The sequence below is a fragment of the Thioalkalivibrio sp. ALE25 genome (assembly GCF_000377285.1).
In the GTDB taxonomy this organism is placed as follows: domain Bacteria; phylum Pseudomonadota; class Gammaproteobacteria; order Ectothiorhodospirales; family Ectothiorhodospiraceae; genus Thioalkalivibrio.
Map to the genome: position 1 here is coordinate 123,066 of NZ_KB897931.1, position 22,348 is coordinate 145,413.

General features: G+C 66.6%; 22 protein-coding genes and 1 riboswitch. Of the genes, 14 read left to right on the top strand and 8 right to left on the bottom strand.

From position 1 onward, the window contains the following. Nucleotides 1–53 precede the first annotated feature (53 nt). The 4 genes from C996_RS0107655 to C996_RS0107670 form a co-directional block, all read right to left on the bottom strand. Nucleotides 54–608: a cob(I)yrinic acid a,c-diamide adenosyltransferase gene (locus C996_RS0107655; RefSeq protein ID WP_018866865.1), complete on the bottom strand. Its 555-nt coding sequence runs from the start codon at nucleotides 606–608 to the stop codon at nucleotides 54–56. Nucleotides 609–611: 3 nt separating this feature from the next. Continuing rightward, complete coding sequence (locus C996_RS0107660) at nucleotides 612–2,483, bottom strand: TonB-dependent receptor domain-containing protein (protein WP_018866866.1); 1,872 nt, start codon at nucleotides 2,481–2,483, stop codon at nucleotides 612–614. A 142-nt stretch (nucleotides 2,484–2,625) separates the two neighbouring features. After that, nucleotides 2,626–2,872, bottom strand: a riboswitch (cobalamin riboswitch). An 87-nt stretch (nucleotides 2,873–2,959) separates the two neighbouring features. After that, nucleotides 2,960–4,858 (bottom strand): hypothetical protein, encoded by a 1,899-nt coding sequence (locus C996_RS0107665; protein ID WP_018866867.1) that lies wholly within the window; start codon nucleotides 4,856–4,858, stop codon nucleotides 2,960–2,962. 131 nt (nucleotides 4,859–4,989) lie between these two features. Then, a complete protein-coding gene (locus tag C996_RS0107670) occupies nucleotides 4,990–6,228 on the bottom strand; it encodes a cyclopropane-fatty-acyl-phospholipid synthase family protein (RefSeq protein ID WP_018866868.1) in 1,239 nt (412 codons plus the stop codon). Between the two features lie 279 nt (nucleotides 6,229–6,507). On the opposite strand from C996_RS0107670, the gene fnr reads away from it, so the two are divergent. The 3 genes from fnr to C996_RS0107685 all read left to right on the top strand — a co-directional run bounded on the left by fnr (nucleotide 6,508) and on the right by C996_RS0107685 (nucleotide 8,393). Next, nucleotides 6,508–7,242 carry a fumarate/nitrate reduction transcriptional regulator Fnr gene (gene fnr / locus C996_RS0107675; RefSeq protein ID WP_018866869.1) on the top strand — a complete coding sequence of 245 codons (735 nt, stop codon included), beginning with the start codon at nucleotides 6,508–6,510 and terminating at the stop codon, nucleotides 7,240–7,242. Beyond that, a complete protein-coding gene (locus C996_RS0107680) occupies nucleotides 7,235–7,726 on the top strand; it encodes a DUF2390 domain-containing protein (protein WP_018866870.1) in 492 nt (163 codons plus the stop codon). Before fnr ends, C996_RS0107680 begins: the two co-directional genes overlap by 8 nt. A 97-nt stretch (nucleotides 7,727–7,823) precedes the next feature. After that, on the top strand, nucleotides 7,824–8,393 hold the full coding sequence (locus tag C996_RS0107685) for a DUF2058 domain-containing protein (RefSeq protein ID WP_018866871.1): 570 nt from the start codon (nucleotides 7,824–7,826) through the stop codon (nucleotides 8,391–8,393). Between the two features lie 40 nt (nucleotides 8,394–8,433). Here C996_RS0107685 and C996_RS0107690 read toward each other — a convergent pair whose 3' ends face one another. The 4 genes from C996_RS0107690 to apbC all read right to left on the bottom strand — a co-directional run bounded on the left by C996_RS0107690 (nucleotide 8,434) and on the right by apbC (nucleotide 11,403). Next, complete coding sequence (locus C996_RS0107690; RefSeq protein ID WP_018866872.1) at nucleotides 8,434–8,655, bottom strand: hypothetical protein; 222 nt, start codon at nucleotides 8,653–8,655, stop codon at nucleotides 8,434–8,436. 124 nt (nucleotides 8,656–8,779) lie between these two features. Next, nucleotides 8,780–9,685 carry a carbamate kinase gene (locus C996_RS0107695; protein WP_018866873.1) on the bottom strand — a complete coding sequence of 302 codons (906 nt, stop codon included), beginning with the start codon at nucleotides 9,683–9,685 and terminating at the stop codon, nucleotides 8,780–8,782. Between the two features lie 28 nt (nucleotides 9,686–9,713). Then, nucleotides 9,714–10,280 (bottom strand): dCTP deaminase, encoded by a 567-nt coding sequence (gene dcd, locus C996_RS0107700; RefSeq protein WP_018866874.1) that lies wholly within the window; start codon nucleotides 10,278–10,280, stop codon nucleotides 9,714–9,716. A gap of 31 nt (nucleotides 10,281–10,311) precedes the next feature. After that, on the bottom strand, nucleotides 10,312–11,403 hold the full coding sequence (gene apbC, locus C996_RS0107705; protein WP_018866875.1) for an iron-sulfur cluster carrier protein ApbC: 1,092 nt from the start codon (nucleotides 11,401–11,403) through the stop codon (nucleotides 10,312–10,314). 459 nt (nucleotides 11,404–11,862) lie between these two features. Here apbC and metG point away from each other — a divergent pair, with 459 nt between their 5' ends. The 11 genes from metG to nth all read left to right on the top strand — a co-directional run bounded on the left by metG (nucleotide 11,863) and on the right by nth (nucleotide 22,344). After that, nucleotides 11,863–13,911, top strand: a complete 2,049-nt coding sequence (gene metG / locus C996_RS0107710; protein WP_018866876.1) for a methionine--tRNA ligase — start codon at nucleotides 11,863–11,865, stop codon at nucleotides 13,909–13,911. Nucleotides 13,912–14,014: 103 nt separating this feature from the next. Then, nucleotides 14,015–14,635: a methylthioribulose 1-phosphate dehydratase gene (gene mtnB / locus C996_RS0107715; RefSeq protein WP_018866877.1), complete on the top strand. Its 621-nt coding sequence runs from the start codon at nucleotides 14,015–14,017 to the stop codon at nucleotides 14,633–14,635. Further along, nucleotides 14,632–15,339, top strand: coding sequence for a hypothetical protein (locus C996_RS0107720; RefSeq protein ID WP_018866878.1), 708 nt, complete (start codon nucleotides 14,632–14,634; stop codon nucleotides 15,337–15,339). Before mtnB ends, C996_RS0107720 begins: the two co-directional genes overlap by 4 nt. Before the next feature lie 444 nt (nucleotides 15,340–15,783). Next, nucleotides 15,784–16,362: an electron transport complex subunit RsxA gene (gene rsxA, locus C996_RS0107725; protein ID WP_018866879.1), complete on the top strand. Its 579-nt coding sequence runs from the start codon at nucleotides 15,784–15,786 to the stop codon at nucleotides 16,360–16,362. Further along, nucleotides 16,359–16,955, top strand: coding sequence for an electron transport complex subunit RsxB (gene rsxB / locus C996_RS0107730; protein WP_018866880.1), 597 nt, complete (start codon nucleotides 16,359–16,361; stop codon nucleotides 16,953–16,955). The genes rsxA and rsxB overlap by 4 nt, the downstream gene beginning before the upstream one ends. A gap of 32 nt (nucleotides 16,956–16,987) precedes the next feature. Beyond that, on the top strand, nucleotides 16,988–18,637 hold the full coding sequence (rsxC, locus tag C996_RS0107735; RefSeq protein WP_018866881.1) for an electron transport complex subunit RsxC: 1,650 nt from the start codon (nucleotides 16,988–16,990) through the stop codon (nucleotides 18,635–18,637). After that, a complete protein-coding gene (gene rsxD, locus C996_RS0107740) occupies nucleotides 18,637–19,698 on the top strand; it encodes an electron transport complex subunit RsxD (RefSeq protein WP_018866882.1) in 1,062 nt (353 codons plus the stop codon). Before rsxC ends, rsxD begins: the two co-directional genes overlap by 1 nt. After that, a complete protein-coding gene (gene rsxG / locus C996_RS0107745) occupies nucleotides 19,691–20,386 on the top strand; it encodes an electron transport complex subunit RsxG (protein WP_018866883.1) in 696 nt (231 codons plus the stop codon). Before rsxD ends, rsxG begins: the two co-directional genes overlap by 8 nt. Further along, nucleotides 20,383–21,084: an electron transport complex subunit E gene (locus tag C996_RS0107750; protein ID WP_018866884.1), complete on the top strand. Its 702-nt coding sequence runs from the start codon at nucleotides 20,383–20,385 to the stop codon at nucleotides 21,082–21,084. The genes rsxG and C996_RS0107750 overlap by 4 nt, the downstream gene beginning before the upstream one ends. 108 nt (nucleotides 21,085–21,192) lie before the next feature. Continuing rightward, complete coding sequence (locus tag C996_RS0107755) at nucleotides 21,193–21,630, top strand: hypothetical protein (RefSeq protein WP_018866885.1); 438 nt, start codon at nucleotides 21,193–21,195, stop codon at nucleotides 21,628–21,630. A gap of 66 nt (nucleotides 21,631–21,696) precedes the next feature. After that, a complete protein-coding gene (gene nth, locus C996_RS0107760; protein ID WP_018866886.1) occupies nucleotides 21,697–22,344 on the top strand; it encodes an endonuclease III in 648 nt (215 codons plus the stop codon). Nucleotides 22,345–22,348: the final 4 nt, after the last annotated feature.

Here is a 22,348-nt window from a genome sequence, read left to right on the forward strand (position 1 = left end):
ACCGTTGCAATGGGAATGGGACGCCGCCACCGCGGCGCCCCCACGAAGACCCGTCAGCCGCGCTGGTTCGCCGGTTGCCAGAGGACCTCGGTACCGTTTTCGTGACGAGCCAGCACACGGCAGAGCACGAACAGGAGATCCGACAACCGGTTGACATAGGCCAGCGACGCCGGACGCAATGCCTCGTGGTGATTGAGCGCCACCAGACGCCGTTCCGCACGCCGGCAGACGGTACGCGCAATGTGACAGTCGGCCGTAGCGGGACCCCCACCCGGAAGGATGAACTCCTTCAGGGCGGGCAGATCCGCGTTGAAGGACTCCAGCTCCACGTCCAGACGCTCCACGGAAGCCTCCGGGAGGGCCTGATGCCCCGGCACGGCCAGTTCCGCTCCGAGATCAAACAACTCGTGCTGCACCAGAGCCAGCGAGCGACGGACCTCTTCGGGCAGGTCGTGGACCAGCACCCGGCCCACGACACTGTTCAGCTCGTCCACGTCGCCAAAGGCCTCGACGCGGTGGCTGTCCTTGTCCACCCGCGAGCCATCGCCCAGCCCGGTCCGGCCTTCGTCACCCGTACGGGTCGCAATCTTCGACAGTCGATTACCCATGAATCACCTCTGCTGGTAGCGCAGCTTCACGAACGCGGCCCGGCCGGGGTTGTTATAGCCGCCCTGGGTCTCATAATCCCGATCGAAGACGTTGGTCAAGGAGCCCTCGACCGTCCATTCGGGGTTGAGGGCATACGCCGCGCGCAGGTTCATCGTGCCGTAGCCCGAGAGCCGGTTTGGCTCGCCCGAGAAGTCGTATTCATAGGTCCGACTCCGAGCGAGGACCGTACCACCTACGGAGAAATCGCCGATCTGACGATCTAGATCGAAACGGGCCGAAACCGGCGCCCGCCGCGCGAGTTCATCTCCGGAATCCCGGTCCTCCGCGTCCAACAGGGTCAGCGCAACCCGCGAATTCCACGGCCCGAGGGCATGGCCACCCTCGATTTCCAGCCCGCGAATTCGGGCCTCATCAACGTTTTCGCGCATTGGAAAACCCGTTATAAGGCCATCCACACGCGTTTCGAACACTGCCACATCCACATAGGCAAGGCTGGCTGAATACCTGACCCCAAACTCGAAGGTCTCCGACTCTTCCGGATCGAGGTCGGGGTTCCCGCGGAAACTCATCGGGCCGGAAGAAGGCCAGTAAAGATCATTGAAGGTCGGCGCCTTGAAGGCGGTGCCGTAGCTGGCCCGCAGGCGCAGGGCATCGGTGGCCTGCATGCCCCAGGCGATCTGCCCCGTGGTCTTTGCGCCGAACTGCTCGTTGTCGTCGTAACGCAGCGAAGCTTCCAGGTCGTGGTTGCCAAGTTCGGTGCGCAAGACCGAATACACGCCAACGTTGTAACGCGAGTCCTCGTCATAATCGGTGGTGCCATCAACCTGGTCCTCGTAGGCATCCACTCCGGCCACTAGGTCGGTGCGATCCCCAAGTCGGAGATCGTTGCGCCAGGTCAGCTGATTCCGACGCGTATCGAATCGATCGATGCTTCCACCAAGCACGCCGCCTTCCGTCACATCGTCACTCTCATCCCGTGACTGCCCAAGCGTGACTTCCGAGTCCCAGCGGTCGGTTACCGGAATACGAATACCGGCCCGCAGGGCGGCATGAACAAAATCTGTGTAGGCTCGATCGTACGGTCCGAGGATAAGGGAAGTGGCAGGGTCGAACTCGTCTGCGTCATACTCCGAACGACCTTCCGAGTACAAGAAATTCCCGAAAAGTTCGATTCCGCTGTCCAAACGATGACTTACCTTCCCGGACAGCGAGGTGTTTTTGTAACCGTCAGGGTCATCGTCGCCGACGTCGTCCTGCACGTTGATCCCATCGGTCTCGAAGTGGCTAACCGAGAAACTGTAGTTCGTGTTTTCGGTGCCGCCGGCAACGCCGACTCCGGTCTCCCACGTGTCAAAACTTCCGCCTCCGACAAATGCGTTGACCTTCGGCGGTCCTTCTCGACCTTCTCGGGTAAAGATCTGGGTCACGCCGCCAATGGCATCGGACCCATAAATGGAGGTTCGAGGGCCCCGCACGATCTCCACTCGTTCGATCTCCTCCGGCGGCAGGAACCGCCAACTCGCCCCGCCGGTGGTCGCAGAGCCCATGCGAACTCCATCGATCAAAAGCAGGTGGTGATCAGATTCGGTACCCCTCACGCGCACACTCGACTGTTTACCAAATGGGCCGGCACCACTCACCGATACGCCAGCGCGCCCATCTAAAAGATCGGTGAACTGCTGGGGCTGCAGGCGCTCGATCTCTTCGCGGTCGATGATGGTGACCGAAGCAAGCGTCTCGTCGACGGTCTGCGCGATGCGAGAGGCGGTGACCTGGACGGTTTCCAGGGTCTGCGCGTCGTTGGTATTCGGCGTATCCGCCAGAGCGGGACTGGTGGCCAGCAGGATGGCCGTGGAAAGTGCTGTGCGTTTCATGTCGTCTGTGTCTCCCGGCGAGCCGCCCGCACGCCGTTGATTCGTCGGGATCGCCCGAACAGGGGGAGACAGACACGAGGGGGGATCGGCCACAACCGGCAAGCGGCCAGGCTCGATCATCCGCCTCGCATGCCCGCCGCATGCCGCGCGATCATTCCCTGGCCGGTCTCCGGGCTGACGAGCGTTCCGATGCGGCGCCTTCCCGAACGCATGTTCAGTGGCACTGGCCGCGACCATCAGGGACCGTCGGGCGGTCCCTCGCTCGATCACCGTTGCGGGGGCAGCGTCGGAATCGTCCGCGGGCCTCGAAGACCCGCCCGGACTCACCGAACTTCCCGTTTAACCCGCCAGGTCGAGCCTGGCCGGGCACCGGGGAACGCGGCGAACACTACACAATTGGGCGCAAAATTACCAGCCGGGGGAGATTCGATCTCGCACAACCGGAACCGTCGAACCAGGCCCGTCGCGACGGATCATCAGCGGCGGCGCCGCTCCTCGGCGTGGAGATAGCGGGTCCCGCGCTTGAGCAGCAGGCCCCAGGTCTTGTCCTGCAGCATGGCGTCGAACTCCGGCGACCGCTCGGCGCGCAGTGCCACGGGATGCGACTCGTCCGCGGCATGCGTTGCCAGCATGTCCAGGCGCTCGCGGTTGGCGCCGTACTGCTCGACCAGGAAATCGCGCATCGAATCGCTCAAAGGCAGGTGATAGATACGCGTGAGGCGCATCGCCAGCCATTCGGCCATGCGCCCGAGATCCTGGCGGACCTTGCGCACCATGGCCGAGCCCAGACCCGCCTTGGCATCGGCGCTCATGCCCACATACAGCCCCCCAAGATACGCGGCCGGGTTGGCGTAGATGGCGCGCTGGATGCTCGGGTTGGTGAGGTCCACCAGCGGCTCCAGGACCAGGGCCAGCTGGATGCCGATGCGCTTGGCCGTCTCGGCGTCCAGCGCCGCCCCCCCGAAGTAGAACAGGTCGCCTTCGCGCTGGATTTTCAGCTCCCTGAGGAAGTTGCAGAAGTCGTTGGCCAGCTTCAGCTTCTGGTCATCGGTCAGCTCGATCAGCTCCTCGCTGACCCGGATACCGCGCACACTGCGCTTGAACCAGCGCTTCTCGCCCCGCTTCTCCACCTGGGCGCGGCGAAGGGCCTCCCAGCGCTCCACCGCATTGGCGTAACGGCTCTGCGCCTGCATCAGCTGGTCGCGCGCCTCGCGCAGGTCCTCGACCCGCCGCAGTGCCAGCCCCAGGAGCTGGCCTTCCGGCGAATGTTCCCCCGGTTCCCGATCCTCCAGAGTGCGCAGTGCCTCCAGGACCTGGCGCCCCAGGTCGGTTACGGGCTCGCGCAGAGCCTGCGGATCCAGCCCCGAGGCATCGCTCTGGGACAGCAGAATACCGAGCGAGCGCAGGCGGCTGACCACCCCGGCCTGCGCCACGCGAAAGCGGTTGCCCTGGGATTCCAGTCGGTCCAGGGCGGCCCCGAGCTGCCAGCCACCGGACCATTCGAAGCTCAGGCGCTTGATCTGGCGCCCGTTCACGAGCTCGAACGCGAGCACGAAGATCGCCTGCACATCGTCGAGGGTGCACCGGGCCAGGTCGTCGGCATCGGCGGCGGAAAACAGGCGGTCCAGGAACTGGTCCACCCGGCGCACGCCATCCTCCTGGGTCGGCGCCACGCCGCGCAACCGATCGCGCAGCAGGTCGGCGACCTCCGGGGCCTCGTGGTGCAGCTTCTCCAGGGCCGCGAGCCGCGAATCCTCGGTCGCGCCCACCAGATCGCCCACGCGCGAGCGCAGGCCCAGGCGGCGATAGATCTCGATCTGCTCCGCGGCAGCCGCCAGGCTGGTATCGCCGGTCATCTCGCGCACCGCGACGGCCACCCCCTCGGGCGAGATATCCACCTCGTGGAGCAGCACCTCGGCCGCCTTGCGCCGGCGCATGTCCGGTGCGAGCTCGCTCATGGCCAGATCACGGGTCACGAACAGCAGGTCCGGCAGCAGGTCGATCGTGTTGCGCAGCTGGTCGCGCGACTGTTCCTGGCGTTTTCCGCGGGTGGCATCGGCAACAAAGCGCGCCACCAGGCCGATCACCCCGAACAGCAGGGTGTAGACGGCAAAGAAGATGAAGTTCTGTGCCGGGGCGGCATGCCCGAAACCGAGAAAGTACCCGCCCTGCATGGCCAGGAACGTGACCGGTCCCGCCGCCCACAGCAGCTGGAGGAAATTGAGCGACCAGGGGACGCGCCGCGCGGTGGCCGCCACCTCGGTGATGCGGCTGCGGCCGGCCGCCTCGATCAGGACGTTCTCCTGCGACGGCCCGACGGCCTGCGGGTCTTCCTGACCCGGTGCCTCCCTGCGTTTACGAAAGCGACCGAACACGCGCCCCTGCTCCGGAATGGATGGTCACCGCCGGCATGGCCGCAACGTCCCCGTTAGTGTAGGGAAAGTACGTTCGGTTCGCGCGCTCCGGGCCCCGTTTTCGAGCCGTTCCCGGCGCATTCGGCCACCCCTCAGGCCGCGTTGCTGCGCCGTGCCTGGGCCTCGCCGGGCGGGATCGAGACCACCTCGGAGGCATCGTCGCGATAGAGGTAGTCGCGCGTCAGCGGCACCGCGTCCTGCTGCTTGGCCATCTGCACGTGGAAGACCACCTGTCCCCACCAGCGGAAGGTCCCCTCGCAACTGGCCAGATAGAACTCCCACATGCGGCAGAAGCGCTCGTCGAAGCGCGTCACGGCCTCGGCCCGGACCTTCTGGAATCGGCGGTACCACTCGGCCAGTGTCTCGGCATAGTGCAGCCGCCAGAACTCGATATCCGTGGTGTACAGCGGGGTGGGTTCCAGCGCACTCATCACCTCGGACAGCGCCGGGGTGTACCCGCCCGGAAAGATGTACTTGCTGAGCCACGGGTTGGAGGTGCCCGGCGGCTCCTGCCGCCCGATGGTATGCAGCACGGCGATGCCGTCGGGCGTCAGGAGGTCGTGTACCCGCTGGAAGAACGTACCGTAGTTGGGTGTGCCGACATGCTCGAACATGCCGACGCTGACAATCCGGTCGTACTGGTCCTCGTGCTCGCGGTAGTCCTGGTAGAGAAACCGCACCCGGTCCTCCAGCCCGCGTCGCCCGGCCTCCTCCCGGGCCACCCGCAGCTGCTCCCGGGACAGTGTCACGCCGTCGACCTGCACGTCCGCGTGCTCGGCCAGATGGAAGGCCAGGCCGCCCCAGCCGCAACCGATATCAAGGACCCGCATGCCGGGTTCCAGGCGCAGCTTCCTGCGCAGCATCGCGCACTTGGCCTGCTGCGCTTCCTCCAGCGTCATATCGGGCCGCTCGAAGTAGGCACAACTGTAGAACATGCCCTCGTCCAGGAACTGGCGATAAAGCCACTCGTCGACATCATAATGATGGGCGATGTTCTGATAGCAGCGCGCCACCTTGTTGCCCTGCTCGATCAGCGCCCTGAGCATACGCACCGCCGGATTGACACGCTGCTGGAACATCGGCGCGAAGTTGCGCATAGCCACATCCAGGAACACCTGCAGGCCCTCGGGGCCAGGCGACCACATGCCGTTCATGTAGGTCTCGCCCAGCTGGAACCCCGGATCGCGACCGATCTTGCGCAGCGCCGCCCGGTCATGCAGCTGCATCGTGATCTCCGGCGTACCGCTACCGAAACGCTGCTCGCGGCCATCCGGGTGCCGCAGCACAAAGGTCCCGTAGCGCATGTATTGCTCGAGTAACCGCTCGATCATCTTGACCCCTGTCCTTGTCTCGGCGGCCCGTGCGCAACGCGTGGGTTCCAGGCCGTTGCCGCGCCACCCAATGTAAACTGAGTCTAAATATTGTTATCTCGCGTTGTCCATGCCTGATGCCGCGCGCGGTGAAGTGGGCGGCCGGCGCCGCTTCGAGACCCGTAATAACCCCGACCCGAATCACCTGCATTCCACAGGGACAGTAGCGCATTCCCGAGCGTGATGGCAGACCCCGAAAATCCCTTTCCCCAATTCCGAAAAAACGGCTACCCTGCACTCATGACGCTACGACCCACCCAAGCCTGTCAGCACTGCACCCTGCGCCAGCTCTGCCTGCCGGTCGGCCTGCCGCAGGACGAGCTCTGGCAGCTCGACGAGATCGTCCAGCAGCGCCGGCCGATCGCCAAGGGCGCGGCCCTGTTCACCATGGGGGCCAAGTTCGACGCGCTGTATGCGGTCCGCACGGGGGCGCTGAAGACGGTGCTGATCTCCGATGACGGCACTGAACAGATCACGGGCTTTGCCCTGGCCGGCGACCTCCTGGGACTGGACGCGATCCATTCGGGCAAGCACCCGGTGAGTGCCGTGGCCCTGGAATCCACCAGCGTCTGTGCCGTGCCCTACGGGCATGTCGACGACCTCGCCGGGCGCCTGCCCACGTTCCGCCAGCACATGATGAGCGTGATGAGCCAGGAGCTCGCGCAGGACGAAAGCCTGCATGCGCTGCTTGCCCAGCGCACGGCCGAGCAACGCCTGGCGACATTCCTCGTGGGGCTGTCGGAACGCCAGCGCACTCGCGGCCTGTCCCCCGAGCGGTTCTACCTGCCGATGTCGCGCGCCGACATCGCCAACCACCTGGGCCTGACCCAGGAGACCATCAGCCGACTGTTCACCCAGCTGCGCAACCAGGGCGTAATCAGCCTGCACACCCGCGACCTCGAGATCCTGGAGCCCGAGAGTCTGCGGAACACCGCCGGGGTGACGTTCACCTCCTCCGCCGCGAGCAGTGCCTGAATCCGGAGGCACCCCGGAGGAGCCGTCGACGGACTTCGAGGCCTTCTGGAGCTTCGCCGGAACCCTCTGGGCCGACCCCGATGCACGCGCGCGTCTGATGCGCTGGCAGGAGGACTTCGGGGTGGATGTGATGCTGGCGCTGTTTGCCCTGTGGTACCCCCGACCGCTGACGACCTCTCAGTGGCAACGGCTCGCGCAAACCGCCCGCCGCTGGCAGACCTCAGCCACCGGACGCATCCGCGCCCTGCGCCGCCAGTTGCACACCCCCGAGCGCGACACGCTCTACCGCGCGGTACTCGCGCTCGAACTCCAGAGCGAGCGCCTGGCGGGCCTGCAACTGCTCGCGCAGGCCCGCCAGCTCTCGACGCCGGATAGCCGGTCCCACGCCGTGAACCACCGGCGCCGACTGCACACGCTGTTCCCCGCATTGCCGGAGGCCGAGATCCGCGACGCGCCACACACTCCGGATCGGTGTTCTCAATAGCGTGTCCACGCAGGGACGTACGTAGCGGCATGCCGGCTGCATGCGCTGGCGGTTCCGGCTATCCTCCCCGGCATACAGACCCTACACGGCAGGATTCATGTCCGACGATCTGCGCACCCAGCTCCTGAAGACGGGGCTGGTGGACGAAAAACAGGTTCGCAAGGCCAAGGCGCAAAAGCATCAGGCGCAAAAGGGCAACGCGAAAAAGAAGAAGGACCGCAAGACCGGCCCCGAGCCCGGCGTGGCCGAGGCGCGCAAGGCCGAGCAGGCCGAACGCTCGCGGCAGAAGAACCGCGAACAGCAGGAGCGTGCCGAACGCCGCGCCCGCCACGCACAGATCCGCGAGCTGGTCAGTACCCATCTGGCGCCGATCCCCACGGGCGATGCCGCGCTGGACTATCATTTTCAGCAGGGGGGGCAGATCCGCCACCTACCGGTGACAGCGGATCTGCAAAAGCGCCTGGCCGACGGGCGCGCCGCGATTGCGGGGCTGGATATCCGGCCGGAAAAGGGTTTCCGGGTCATCCCGCGGGAGACAGCGGACCGCATCCGCGAGCGCGATCCGGAATGGCCGCTGGTGATTCCGGCCGAGGATGATGCGTCGTCCGAGCCCGACCCGGACGACCCCTACAAGGATTACGTCGTCCCCGATGACCTGATGTGGTGAGGGCAAGGGGCACGCACGGACCGGCGGCCCCGCGGGTCCGTCAGTCCGTGGTGCGCTTCACGTCCGCGGCCGGCATGCCGGACTGCTGCGGACGCCGGGCCTCGTCACTGGACATATCCTGAGGGGTTAGTCCCCCCTCCCCCAGACTCTGGGGTGCACCCACCGACTCCTCCTCCGGCGCGCCGTTGCCACAGCCCAGGGCCAGCAGGCCCACGGCGGTCAGTCCGATCACCAGGGGGGTCGCTCGCTGAATCTCTCGCATCGCTATCGCTCTCGGGTGTTTTCAGGTCAAAGCGTGCAAGCCCACGGCCCGTCGCGCAAGCGCCGGCGTGAAGATCACGGGCTTGGCACACGCCCTTGAGACCCGCCTGGCTGCGGATTCGCTGTCAGACGGCCCCGACCGGCAGGATGCGGGTCCCGGCCTGGCCGTCCAGGATATCAGCGGCATGCCCCAGCGCACCGATCCCGACCCGGATGCCGCCTTGCGCCGCGCGCCGCGCCGCCTCCATCTTCGGGCCCATGGAACCCGCGGGGTAGGCCGCCGGCTCCACGGCCGTGACCAGCAGGGCCTTCAAGCGCCGAGCGTCCGGCGTGCCCCAGTCCATATAGACGCCGTCGACATCGGTCAGCATCAGCAGCCAGTCGGCCTCGACATGCGCGGCCAGACGGGCGGCCGTCAGGTCCTTGTCGACCACAGCCTCGATGCCCTGCAGGCGCCCGGCCGCGTCGCGCACGACTGGCACACCCCCGCCACCGGCGCAGATCGCGACAGCGCCACTATCCACCAGGGAGCGTACCGCCTCCATGCCCAGCAGGCGCTGCGGCTCGGGCGAGGCTACCACGCGCCGCCAACCCTCGCCGTCGGGCGCGATATCCCAACCGCGCTCGTCGGCCAGCGCACGAGCACGGGCTTCATCCCAGGTGGGGCCGATGAATTTCTCCGGATGGCCAAAGGCCGGATCGTTGGGGTCGACCTCGGTCTGCGTCAGCAGGCTCGCCACCCGGTCATGCCCCAGTGCGTTGTGCAGCTCGCGCGCCAGGATGTAGCCGATCATGCCGTGGCTCTCGGCGCCGACAACGTCCAGCGGCCAGGCGATGCGATCGCACTCCGCCTGATTGGCCAGCAGGCCAACCTGCGGCCCGTTCCCGTGGGTGACGACCACCTCGTGCTCGCGCGCCACGGCGGCGATCGCCTCGGCGGCCTGTTGCGCGTTGCGCTGCTGGGCCTCGGCCGAGGGCGTCTCGCCGCGTTGCAACAGGGCGTTGCCGCCCAGCGCGATCACGATGCGCATGGCGGTCCTCCGGGGGATTTGGTGGGTGTCAGGTCCGCGGCAGGGTGACGCCGCGCTGCCCCTGGTACTTGCCGCCCCGGTCCTTGTAGGACGTCTCGCAGACCTCGTCGGACTGCAGGAACAGCATCTGCGCCACACCCTCGTTGGCGTAGATCTTGGCCGGCAACGGCGTGGTGTTGGAGAACTCCAGCGTCACGTGGCCCTCCCACTCGGGCTCCAGCGGGGTCACGTTCACGATGATGCCGCAGCGGGCATAGGTGGACTTGCCCAGGCAGATGGTCAGTACATCGCGCGGGATACGGAAGTACTCCACCGTGTGCGCCAGGGCAAAGGAGTTGGGCGGGATGATGCAGACATCCGACTGCACATCCACGAAGCTGCCCTCGTCGAAGCCCTTGGGATCGACGATGCTGGAATTGATGTTCGTGAAGATCTTGAAATGATCCGAACAGCGCACGTCGTAGCCGTAGCTGGAGGTGCCGTAGGACACGATCCGCTCCTCGTCGCGGTAGCGGATCTGGCCGGGCTCGAAGGGCTCGATCATGCCCTGCGTCTCGGCCATCTCCCGGATCCAGCGGTCCGACTTGATGCTCATTGGCCCTGTCCCTGGTCGGCGGTTCGCCGGATCAGTTGTTCTGAATCACGATATTGGGGAACTTGCTGCTGTAGTCCTTGGACTGCTCCGCCAGCTTGGCGCCGGTGCGCCGCGCGATTTCGCGATAGATCTCGGTAATGCGGCCATCCGGGTCGGCGATCACGGTGGGCTCGCCGCCATCGGCCTGTTCGCGGATGCGGATGTCCAGCGGCAGGGCGCCCAGCATATCCACCCCGTACTCCTCGGCCATGTTCTCCGCCCCGCCCTGGCCGAAGATGTACTCTTCGTTGCCGCACTTCGAGCAGATGTGGATGCTCATATTCTCGATGATGCCCAGCACTGGCACCTCGACCTTCTCGAACATGCGCAGGCCCTTGCGGGCGTCCAGCAGCGCGATGTCCTGCGGCGTGGTCACGATCACCGCGCCGGACACCGGAATCTTCTGCGACAGCGTCAGCTGGATGTCGCCGGTGCCCGGCGGCAGGTCGATGATCAGGTAGTCCAGATCCTTCCAGTTAGTCTCGTTCAGGAGCTGCTCCAGCGCCTGGGTCACCATCGGGCCACGCCAGATCATCGGCGTGTCCTCCTCGATCAGGAAGCCGATGGACATCGCCTGTACGCCGTGGCGCTCCAGCGGCTCCATGCTCTTGCCATCCTTGGACTCCGGGTTGCCCTTGATGCCCAGCATGCGCGGCTGGCTGGGGCCGTAGATGTCCGCATCCAGGATGCCGACCTGCGCGCCCTCGGCCGCCAGGCCCAGCGCCAGATTCACCGCGGTAGTGGACTTGCCCACCCCGCCCTTGCCGGAGGCCACGGCGATGATGTTCTTGATCCCCGCCATCGGCTTGAGGCTCTTTTGCACCGCGTGCGTCGTGACCTTGGTGTTGATGGTCACTTCCGAGGATTCCAGCCCGGCGACACCGGCCAGCGCCCCCTGGATGGCTGCGCGGAGCTCGTCGTGATAGCCGTTCGAGGAGTAGCCCATCTCGATGGCAATGGAGGCGCGCGCGCCCTCCACCTGAATGTCCTTGACCGCGCCGGCGGCCACCAAATCCTGCTCCAGGTACTTGTCCTGAACAGTCTTCAGGGCGTTTTCGATCTGCTCGCGCGAGAGTTCGGCCATGGTGTTCGTTCCATCCAGCAATTGAAGGGTGACCGCGCGATTCTACTGGCACCGGTACGGCACGCCAATGGCAACACGCAGTGCCAGTCCTTTCCCGGGGCCCAAACATGCTCATCCGGCCGGGTGTCAAGCCTTTCGCATCGGTTTTATGCACAAACATGGCGCATACGGGGAAGACAGGCCTAGATAGCCGCACAAACGTCCAAACCGCTGCACAATAGTTTTCCAACTTGCTGTTTTATTAGATTTCTTTTGGGTTGGTCGATTTTTAACCAATTTGTCATGCACCCTTGTGTGGCAAGGGGTAGCGACCGATTCCACCGGGTTTCCCACAGACTTATCCACAGGTTCTGTGGACAAGCGGGCCCAGCCCGCGCTGCGCCTCGACAAGCCGCTGGACACACCGGACAATAGCGCCCCTGCACCCGCGGCCCGGCGCCGCCCATCACGAGCCAAGCAATGACCGATACCCCGCGCAAGATCCTCGTCACCAGCGCCCTGCCCTACGCGAACGGCCCGATCCATCTCGGGCACCTGGTGGAATACATCCAGACCGACATCTGGGTGCGGTTCCAGCGTGCGCGGGGCCACGAGGTGATCTATGTCTGCGCGGACGACGCCCACGGCACGCCGATCATGCTCAAGGCCCGTGCCGAGGGCATCGAACCCGAGGAACTGATCGCGCGGGTGCGCCAGGAACACGAGGCCGACTTCAGCGAATTCCTGATCGGCTTTGATCACTACCACTCGACGCACTCCGACGAGAACCGCGAGCTGGCCGGCCAGATCTACAAGGCCCTGCGCGACGCCGGGCACATCGAGATCCGCACCATCGACCAGGCCTATGACCCCGAGGCCGGGATGTTCCTGCCGGATCGCTTCATCAAGGGCACCTGCCCCAAATGCGGCGCGCAGGAGCAGTACGGCGACTCCTGCGAGGCCTGCGGCGCGACCTACAGCCCGATGGACCTGAAAGACGCGGTATCGGCCATCAGCGGCGCGCGCCCGGAGTCGCGCGCCTCGGAGCACCACTTCTTCAAGCTGGGCGACTTCGAGGCCTTCCTGCGCGACTGGACCCGCTCCGGCCGTCTGCAGGACGCGATCCGCAACAAGCTGGACGAATGGTTCGAGACCGGCCTGAGCGACTGGGACATCTCCCGTGACAAGCCCTACTTCGGCTTCGAGATCCCCGACGCCCCGGGCAAGTACTTCTACGTGTGGCTGGACGCCCCGATCGGCTACATGGCGAGCTTTCGCGCCTTCGCCGAGCAGCAGGGCCTGGACTTCAACGCCTGGTGGGGCGCGGACTCCGACGCCGAGCTGTACCACTTCATCGGCAAGGACATCGCCTACTTCCACACCCTGTTCTGGCCGGCCATGCTGCATGGCGCGGGCTTTCGCACCCCGTCGGCGGTCTTCTGCCACGGCTTTCTGACGGTCAACGGCCAGAAGATGTCCAAGTCGCGCGGGACCTTCATCCGCGCCCGCGACTACCTGGACCACCTGAACCCCGAATCGCTGCGCTACTACCTGGCCGCCAAACTGGGGGACGGGGTCGACGACCTGGATCTGAATCTGGACGACTTCGTGCAGCGCGTGAACTCGGACCTGGTCGGCAAGGTGGTCAACATCGCCAGCCGCTGCGCCGGCTTCATCCACAAGCGCTTCGACGGCCAGCTGGCCGCGGAACTCCCGCGCCCGGACCTGCACGACGCCTTCGTCGCCGAGGGCGAGGCGATCGCGGCGGCATTCGAGCGGCGCGAGTTCGCCCAGGCGATGCGCCGCATCATGGCGCTGGCGGATCAGGCCAACCAGTACATCGACGAGGCCCAGCCCTGGGTGCTGGCCAAGCAGGAAGGTCGCGAGGCCGAGGTGCAGGCCATCAACACCCAGGGGCTGGACCTGTTCCGCATCCTGATTGTCTATCTCACCCCGGTGCTGCCGAAGCTGGCGGCCGACGCCGCCGCGTTCCTGAACCTGGACGACACCCGCTGGGCGAACCGCGAACCCCTGATCGGACGTTCCATCCAGAAGTTCAAGCCGCTGATGACGCGCATCGAGCCGGAGACCATCGAAAAGCTGCTGGAGGCCTCGAAGGCCACTCTGGCCGCCCGCGAGACCGCCAGCCCCGACAACGCGGCCCCTGAACAGGCCACGGAGGCGAACGTGGACCCGATTGCCGAGACCATCGACTTCGATACCTTTGCCCGGGTCGATCTGCGTATCGCCCGCATCGCCAATGCCGAGCACGTGGACGGCGCCGACAAACTCCTGAAACTCACCCTGGATATCGGTTCCGAGACGCGCCAGGTATTCGCCGGCATCAAGTCCGCCTACGCCCCGGAGGACCTGATCGGCCGGTATACCGTGATGGTCGCCAACCTGGCCCCGCGCAAGATGCGCTTCGGCGTCTCCGAGGGCATGGTGCTGGCCGCCGGCCCGGGTGGGTCGGAGCTCTACATCCTGAACCCGGATGACGGGGCCCGCCCCGGCATGCGCGTCAAGTGATGCCCACCGCAACCGACGAGAACGGCATGGAACGCGCGCGGCCCATGGATTTGCACCCGAGCCTCGCGTAAGCTGCCGCTCTTTTTTGTCGACACCCGGACGCATGGAACAAAGCCCCGAATTCAAAGCGCAGGTTCGCCTGCTGGCCGAAGCCGGACGCGAACTCGCGGACCGCGGCTGGCTCCCCGCGCGCACCGGGCACTTCTCCGCGCGTCTGGACGACCGGCATATCGTGATTACCGCCCCGGGGCGCAGCAAGGACCTGCTGGACGCCCACGACTTCATGGTGGTGGATCTCGAAGGGCATCGGGTCACCGGCAGCGGCGAACCCGGCCCCGAGACCTTCCTGCACATCATCATGTACCGCCGCGACGCGCAGCTCGGCGCCGTCCTGCATACGCACAGCGTGCAGGGTACCGTGCTGTCGCGGCAGGTCACGGGCTCACTGCTGCTGCGCGACTACGAGGCCCTGCGCGAACTCCCCGGCTGCGAACACCCCGCGCGCGGCATCCGCATCCCGGTGTTCGCCAACGAGCCGGACATGCAGCAGCTGGCCGCCCGGGTCGACGCCGCCATGGACCGCGACCCGGCACTTGCCGGTTACCTGATCGGCGGCCACGGGCTCTACACCTGGGGCGAGACGGTGGAACGGGCCATGCAGCGCACCGAGGCCTTCGAGTTCATGTTCGAATGCGAAACGCTGGCCCGCCAGCTACCCCTATGACCTCAACCTCCGCTCACCCCGCCCCCCAGGCCGTCATCCTGGCCTTCGAGGGAGTCCTCGCCCCGTCCGGCGTGCTGCGCGATACGCTGGAACCGCACGCCCTCGAGGCGCTGCCCGACTTCCTCGAGCGTCACGCCGAGTCCACCGCGGTTCAGCGGACGCTGACGGACATCCTCGCCTACTCCGGGCGCGAGCTGGACGTGGACGGGCTGCTGTCCCAGATCCGCGCGTGGATCCGGGGCGGGCAGGACATCACGCCGGTGCGCCAGCTCCAGGGGATGGTCTGGGCCGATGCGCTGGAGGCCGGGGCCCTGCAGCCACAACTCTCCCGGGAAACCGCCGCGACGCTGGACCGGCTGCACCGCAGCGGAGTGGCCCTGTACAGCTTCGGCGCGACCCCGGCACCGGTACAGCGCGACTGGCTGCGCCACGGCCCGCACCCGGAGGTCGAACAACACCTGACCGGACTGTTCGACACCCGCATCGGTGGCCGCCGCGATGCCGGCAGCTACCGTCGTCTCGCGGAGGAGATCGGCCTGACGCCGGAGACCGTGCTGGTGCTGTCCACCCGCCGTGACGAGCTGGACGCCGCCCACCAGGCCTGGCTGCTGACCGCTCGCCCGGCCGCGGACCCCCAGGCCGAGGACGACCATCCGGTGCGGCCCTTGACCTCGCTCATCTCCGACACCGCCGACGGGCGCTAATCTGACTCGACATTCCCGGCCTCTGCCACGCGCCGGACTAGGGAGACGCTGATTGAATCGCACGTCCGCGTTGGTGCCCCCTGTTTTCCGAGACAAGGCGCGTCGTGTAGCGGGTAGTGGTTCTACCCGCAAGAGGCGCAACGCAGGATCGGGGAACAGGGTGCACCAACCCCACAAGCTATTGAAAGCAGGGGCCCGGCCGCCCGTTTTTATGATCAACAACGGGCGCGGGAACGGCGTTGCGGCTCCTTTGTGCAGAATGACTGCACGGCAGTCACCGCGCCTTGTTCGCACGCAAAAGCGACTCGAGCGCGGACGTGCGATTCAATCAGCGTCTCCCTAGGTTTCGCGCCGGGAAAGAGCAATCGCCCCGCCGCGGGCAGGGTTGAGCGGGCACCGCCCGTCGCCGATACTGTGTTGTTGACCTGACGACTCGGATTTTTCGTGGAATACGTCCTGATCCTCATCAGTACGATCCTCGTGAACAACTTCGTACTGGTGAAGTTTCTGGGCCTGTGCCCGTTCATGGGGGTCTCGCGCAAGGTCGAGACGGCCACCGGCATGGGCCTGGCCACGACCTTCGTCCTGACGTTGTCCGCCGTCAGCTCCTACGTGATCAATGAATACCTGCTGACCCCGCTCGGGCTGGAGTACCTGCGCACCATCGCCTTCATCCTGGTGATCGCGGCGGTGGTGCAGTTCACCGAGCTGGTGGTGCGCAAGACCTCGCCCCTGCTCTACAACGTGCTGGGGATCTTCCTGCCGCTGATCACCACCAACTGCGCGGTGCTGGGCGTCGCCCTGCTCAACGTCCAGGAGGCACACAATTTTGTCGAGTCGGCCCTCTACGGTTTCGGCGCCGCGGTCGGTTTTTCGCTGGTGCTGATCCTGTTCTCCGCGATCCGCGAGCGCATCGCCGTGGCCGATGTGCCGGTGATGTTCCGCGGCAGCGCCATCGCCATGGTCACCGCCGGGCTGATGTCGCTGGCGTTCATGGGCTTTTCCGGGCTGGTGCGGCTGTGAGCGTGCTCTACGCCATCCTCGCGATCGGCGGCCTGGCCGCTGCATTCGGGCTGATCCTGGGGTTCGCCGCGCAGCGCTTCCGGGTCGAGTCCGATCCGGTGGTGGACCAGATCGACGCCCTGCTGCCGCAGACCCAGTGCGGCCAGTGCTCCTACCCCGGCTGCCGGCCGTATGCCGAGGCCATCGCCGCCGGCGAGGCGGACATCAACCGCTGTCCCCCCGGCGGTCAGGCGACGGTCCAGGCCCTGGCCGACCTGCTCGACCGCGAGCCCACCCCGCTGGAGGAAGAAGAGCAGGAGAAGGCCGTCGCGATCATCGACGAGAACATCTGCATCGGCTGCACCCTGTGCATTCAGGCCTGCCCGGTGGATGCCATCCTCGGGGCCGCCAAGCAGATGCACACCGTGATCGAGGAGGAATGCACCGGATGCGAGCTGTGCATCGAGCCCTGTCCGGTCGACTGCATCACCATGGTTCCGGTCGGCACCGACATCACCGAATGGCGCTGGTCGGAACCGGAACCCTCACCCATCGAGCGGCCCATCGAGCGGCCCATCCACGCCATCGCGGACGGTTCGCGGGCTTCCGACTGAGTCGGATGTCCGCGAACCGTTAGAATACGCTTATGCAGCTGCATCGCTTCCACGGGGGCCTGAAACTGGCCGACGAGACCGAAGCCAGCACCCGCGATCCGGTGCTGGTGATGGGCGTGCCGTCGCAGCTGATCGTCCCGCTGGGCCAGCACATCGGCGAGGCCGCGGAGCCGTCCGTGGGGGTCGGCGACTACGTGACCAAGGGTCAGCGCATCGGTCAGTCCAAGGGGTATATCGCGGCCCACGTGCACGCCCCCAGCTCCGGGGAGGTGATCGAGATCGCCCCGCACGCGGTGCCCCATCCTTCCGGTCTGAACGCCCCCTGTGTGGTCATCCAGACCGACGGTCGCGACGACTGGGGCGACACCCGCATGGAACCCTGGCTGGACTGGGATACCCGCGATCCGCGCAAGCTGCGCCAGCGCATCCGTGAGGCCGGCATCGTCGGGCTGGGCGGGGCCGCCTTTCCCACCGCGGTCAAGCTCAACCCGCGCGCCGGTCAGCGCATCCATACATTGATCGTGAACGGGGCCGAGTGCGAGCCCTACATCAGCGCCGATGACATGCTGCTGCGCACCGCCCCGGAGGCGGTGTTCGAGGGCATTCGCATCGTCGCCCACCTGCTGGACGTCGAACGGGTGCTGTTCGCGGTGGAAGACAACATGCCCGAGGCGATGCGGGCCCTCACCGAAAACCTGCCGGGCGAACTGCGCGAGCTGATCCAGCTGGTCTCGGTCCCCTCCCTCTACCCCACCGGCGGCGAACGCCAGCTGATCAAGGTGCTGACCGGCCAGGAGGTCCCCAGCGGCGGTCTTCCGGCCGATATCGGGATGGTCTGCAACAATCCCGGCACCTTCAAGGCGGTCTGCGACGCGATCATCCAGGGGCGCCCCCTGCTGTCGCGCATCGTCACCGTTACCGGGCCGGGCGTGCGGCACCCGCGCAATGTCGAGGCCCTGCTGGGGACCCCGTTCGCCGACGTCATCGCCGCGACCGGCGGTTACGCGGATGGCGTGGATCGCCTGGTGATGGGCGGCCCGATGATGGGGTTCGCGGTCCACGACGACGCCATACCCGTGATCAAGGGCACCAACTGCCTGCTCGCCACTCGCCCCCAGGACACCCCGCCCCCGGGGCCGGTGATGCCCTGCATCCGCTGCGGCGAGTGTGCGGCCGCCTGCCCCGCCCAGTTGCTGCCGCAGCAGCTCTACTGGCAGGCCAAGGCCAAGGACTTCGACGCGATCCAGGACTACGGCCTGTTCGACTGCATCGAGTGCGGCTGCTGCGCGCATGTCTGCCCCAGCAATATCCCGCTGGTGCAGTACTACCGCTACGCCAAGAACGAGATCTGGGCGCGCGAGAAGGAACGGCAGAAGTCCGACATCGCCCGCGAACGCTATGAGTTCCGCCAGGAGCGCATCGAGCGCGAGGAACGCGAGAAGGCCGAGCGCATGGCCAGGAAGAAGGCGGCGGTGAAGAAGAAAGAGGGCGAGGAAGGCGCCGACGACGACAAGCAGGCCGCCATCCAGGCCGCGCTGGAACGCGCCCGCGCGCGCAAGGCCGCCAAGGCCGCACAACCCGCCGAGACCCCGGGGGACGGACAGGACAACGCCGGCACCGCGGAGGCCGGCACATCCAGCGAATCCGGCCCGCGCGATTCCACGGACTCGGGCAGCCGCTGATGCGCTTTCGCACCGAATCCTCGCCGCACATGATCCCGGCCCACTCGGTGGGCGGGGTCATGCAGCAGGTCCAGATGGCCCTGGTACCCGGCACCCTGGCCATGGCCTGGTTCTTCGGCTGGGGCGTCCTGGTCAATGTGGTCCTGGCGGTACTGTTCGCCGTGGCCTTCGAGGCTGCGATCGTGGCGGCCCGCAAGCGCCCGGTCATGGCCACCCTGAGCGACAACTCGGCCATCGTGACCGGCTGGCTGTTCGCCCTGGCCGTACCGCCGCTGACGCCGATCTGGGTCACCCTGATCGGTATCGCCTTCGCGATCGTGGTGGCCAAGCACCTGTATGGCGGGCTCGGCTACAACCCGTTCAACCCCGCGATGGTCGGCTACGTGGTCGTGCTGGTCTCGTTCCCGCGGGAGATGGCCCTGTGGCCCGCGCCGGACACCCTCTCCGACCTGTCGCTGGGCCTGGGCCAGACGCTGCAGACCGTGCTCACCGGCAGCCTACCGGCCGCACTCGAGTGGGACACGATCACCCGCGCCACGCCCCTGGACGCAATGCGCGAGGGCCTGGGGGCCGGGCGGACCGTCAGCGAGGTCACCGCGAGCCCGCTGTTCGGCAGCTTCAGCGAGACCAGCTGGGAGTGGATCGGCAACTTCTTCCTCCTCGGCGGGCTGTACCTGCTGTTCCGGCGCATCATCCACTGGCATATCCCGCTGGCGGTGATCCTGGGCGTGGCCATCCCGGCCGGCTTCTTCTGGATGCTGGACCCGGATTCCTTTGCCTCGCCGGCATTCCACGTCTTCAGTGGCGCGGTCATCATCGGCGCCTTCTTCATCGCCACCGATCCGGTCTCCGCCTCCACCACGCCGCTGGGTCGCATCCTCTACGGCGCCGGCATCGGCGTACTGATCTTCATTATCCGCACCTGGGGCGGCTACCCGGATGCGGTCGCCTTCGCCGTGCTGCTGATGAACATGGTCGCCCCGACCCTGGACCACCTGACGCGGCCGCGCATCTTCGGGCGCTCGCGCCGCGGACCGCCGCCGGGGGACGGGCATGCTTGACCTGAAGCCCCGCGACATCCTGCTGGCCACCGCCCTGCTCGCCGGCTTTGCGGCCGCCGGGGCGGGGATCGTCGCCCTCGTCCAGGGCACGACCGAGGCCCGCATCGAGGAGAACCGCATGGCGGTCAACCGCAACCGCATCGCGGAGCTGACCGGCGACCTGGATTACCGGAACGACCCCGTGCACGACACCATCGATCTCGGCCATGACCTCCTGGGCGGTGACCACCTGCCGGCCTGGTTCGCCCGCGATGCCGATGACGAAGTGGTCGGCATCGTGTTTTCCGCGATCGCGCGCGATGGCTACAGTGGCGACATCCACCTGCTGATCGGCGTAGATCGCGACGGCGAGCTCCAGGGGGTGCGCGTCTCCGCGCATCGCGAGACCCCGGGTCTGGGAGACGCCATCGAGGCCGAGCGCTCCGACTGGATCCACGACTTCGACGGCCGCTCGCTGGGGAACCCCCCGGCCGAGGACTGGCACGTGCGCAAGGACGGCGGCGTGTTCGACCAGTTCACCGGCGCCACCATCACCCCGCGTGCGGTGGTTCGCGCCGTTTATCGCACGCTGCAATACTTCGACGAACACCGCGAGGAGCTGCTGGCGACCCGGCCCGACGACGCCCGCTCCATGGCGGAACCGCTCCCGCAGCCCGAGGACCACGGGGACGACGAGGCAAGCCGATGAACCCGACCCTGACCGACATCATTCGCGACGGCCTGTGGCACAACAACCCCGGGCTGGTGCAGCTGCTGGGGCTGTGCCCCCTGCTGGCGATCTCCGGCACCATGGTCAACGCGATCGGCCTCGGCATCGCGACCACCCTGACCCTGCTGCTGTCCAATGTGCTGGTCTCGCTGATCCGCAACCACGCGCGCCCGGAGATCCGCATCCCGGTGTACGTGCTGATCATTGCCTCCATCGTCACCGCGATCGAGCTGGCGATGAATGCCTGGTTCCACGGGCTGTACCTGATCCTCGGGATCTTTATCCCGCTGATCGTCACCAACTGCGCCATCATCGGTCGCGCCGAGGCCTTCGCCTCGCGCAACTCGGTGCCGCGCGCCGCCCTGGACGGCCTGATGATGGGACTGGGCTTCACCGGCGTGCTGATCGCCCTGGGTGCGCTGCGCGAGGTCCTTGGCCAGGGCACGCTGATGGCCAATGCCCACCTGCTGTTCGGCGAGTGGGGGCACGGGATGACCCTGCAGCTCTATCCCTCCGAGCACGGCTTCCTGCTGGCCCTGCTGCCCCCGGGCGCCTTCATGGCCATGGGCCTGCTGATCGCCGCGAAGAACTGGATCGACAGCCAGTTCGAGCCGGAGCCGACCGCCAGCCGCGACGAGAGCGCCACCGAATCCGAAGCCGCACCCGACAACGCCTGAACCGAACCGGCCTTGATTCCTGGCCGTCAGCCGGTAAACTTCCGGCGCCACGAATCCGTTCTACCGGGGCCGCGCGCCCCGGACACTCAAACGTCCCAGGAGATTGGCATGGCTGGACATTTCCCGTTTGCTGGCAAGCGCGGCACGCGCTACGGCCTCGCCCCGCGCGGCACGATCGCCGCCTTTTTCGAGAACCACGGGTTCAACGACGACCTGCAGGAGAAGTACTACAAGTGGTGGTACGACTGGGCCAAGGACTTCGTCGAGAAGGACAGCGACCTGTCCTACACCATGATCCGCAAGTTCGACAGCTACCCGATGGGCACCCACGCCCACCACTCGTTCCACCTGAACGACAAGTACTGGCCGAGCTGCCTGGACGAACTGGGTTCGTTCATCCGCGACGTCATCTTCCCGAAGCTGGACGAGAAGGCGATGCATGATCTGGAAGAGAAGCACGCCAAGCTGATCAAGGATCTGGAGAAGGAAGCCGAATCCAACCCGCGCGACGCCGCGCCGGATGTCGGCATGTTCCGCCACGTCTGAGCAACGCCACTACGCGAGTTGCCGGCCCCGCGAAGCGGGGCCGGTTTGTTTGGAGCCTCCGCATCCATGAACGCCGCAAAGCGAGAAGCCATCTTCGAGCGCCTGAAGGCGGCGAATCCCGAGCCGACCACCGAGCTCGAGTACGACACACCGTTCGAACTGCTGATCGCGGTCATCCTGTCGGCCCAGGCCACGGATGTCGGCGTCAACAAGGCCACCCGCCGCCTCTACCCCGTCGCCAACACCCCCGAGGGCATCCTCGAACTGGGCCTGGACGGGCTGAAGGAACACATCAAGACCATCGGCCTGTACAACGCCAAGGCCGAGAACGTAATCAAGACCTGCCGCATCCTGGCCGAACGCCATGGTGGCGAGGTGCCGCGGGATCGCGAATCGCTGGAGGCCCTGCCGGGTGTGGGCCGCAAGACCGCCAACGTCATCCTCAACACCGCCTTCGGCGTCCCCACCATCGCGGTGGACACCCATATCTTCCGGGTCGCCAACCGTACCGGGCTGGCCAAGGGCAAGACCGTGCTCGAGGTGGAGAAGCGCCTGATGCGCCTGACCCCGAAGGCCTACTTGCAGGACGCCCATCACTGGCTGATCCTGCACGGCCGCTACGTCTGCAAGGCGCGCAAGCCGGAGTGCTGGCGCTGCCCGATCGCCGACCTGTGCGAATACAAGGCCAAGACCCCACCGCCCGCGGGCGCCTGACACC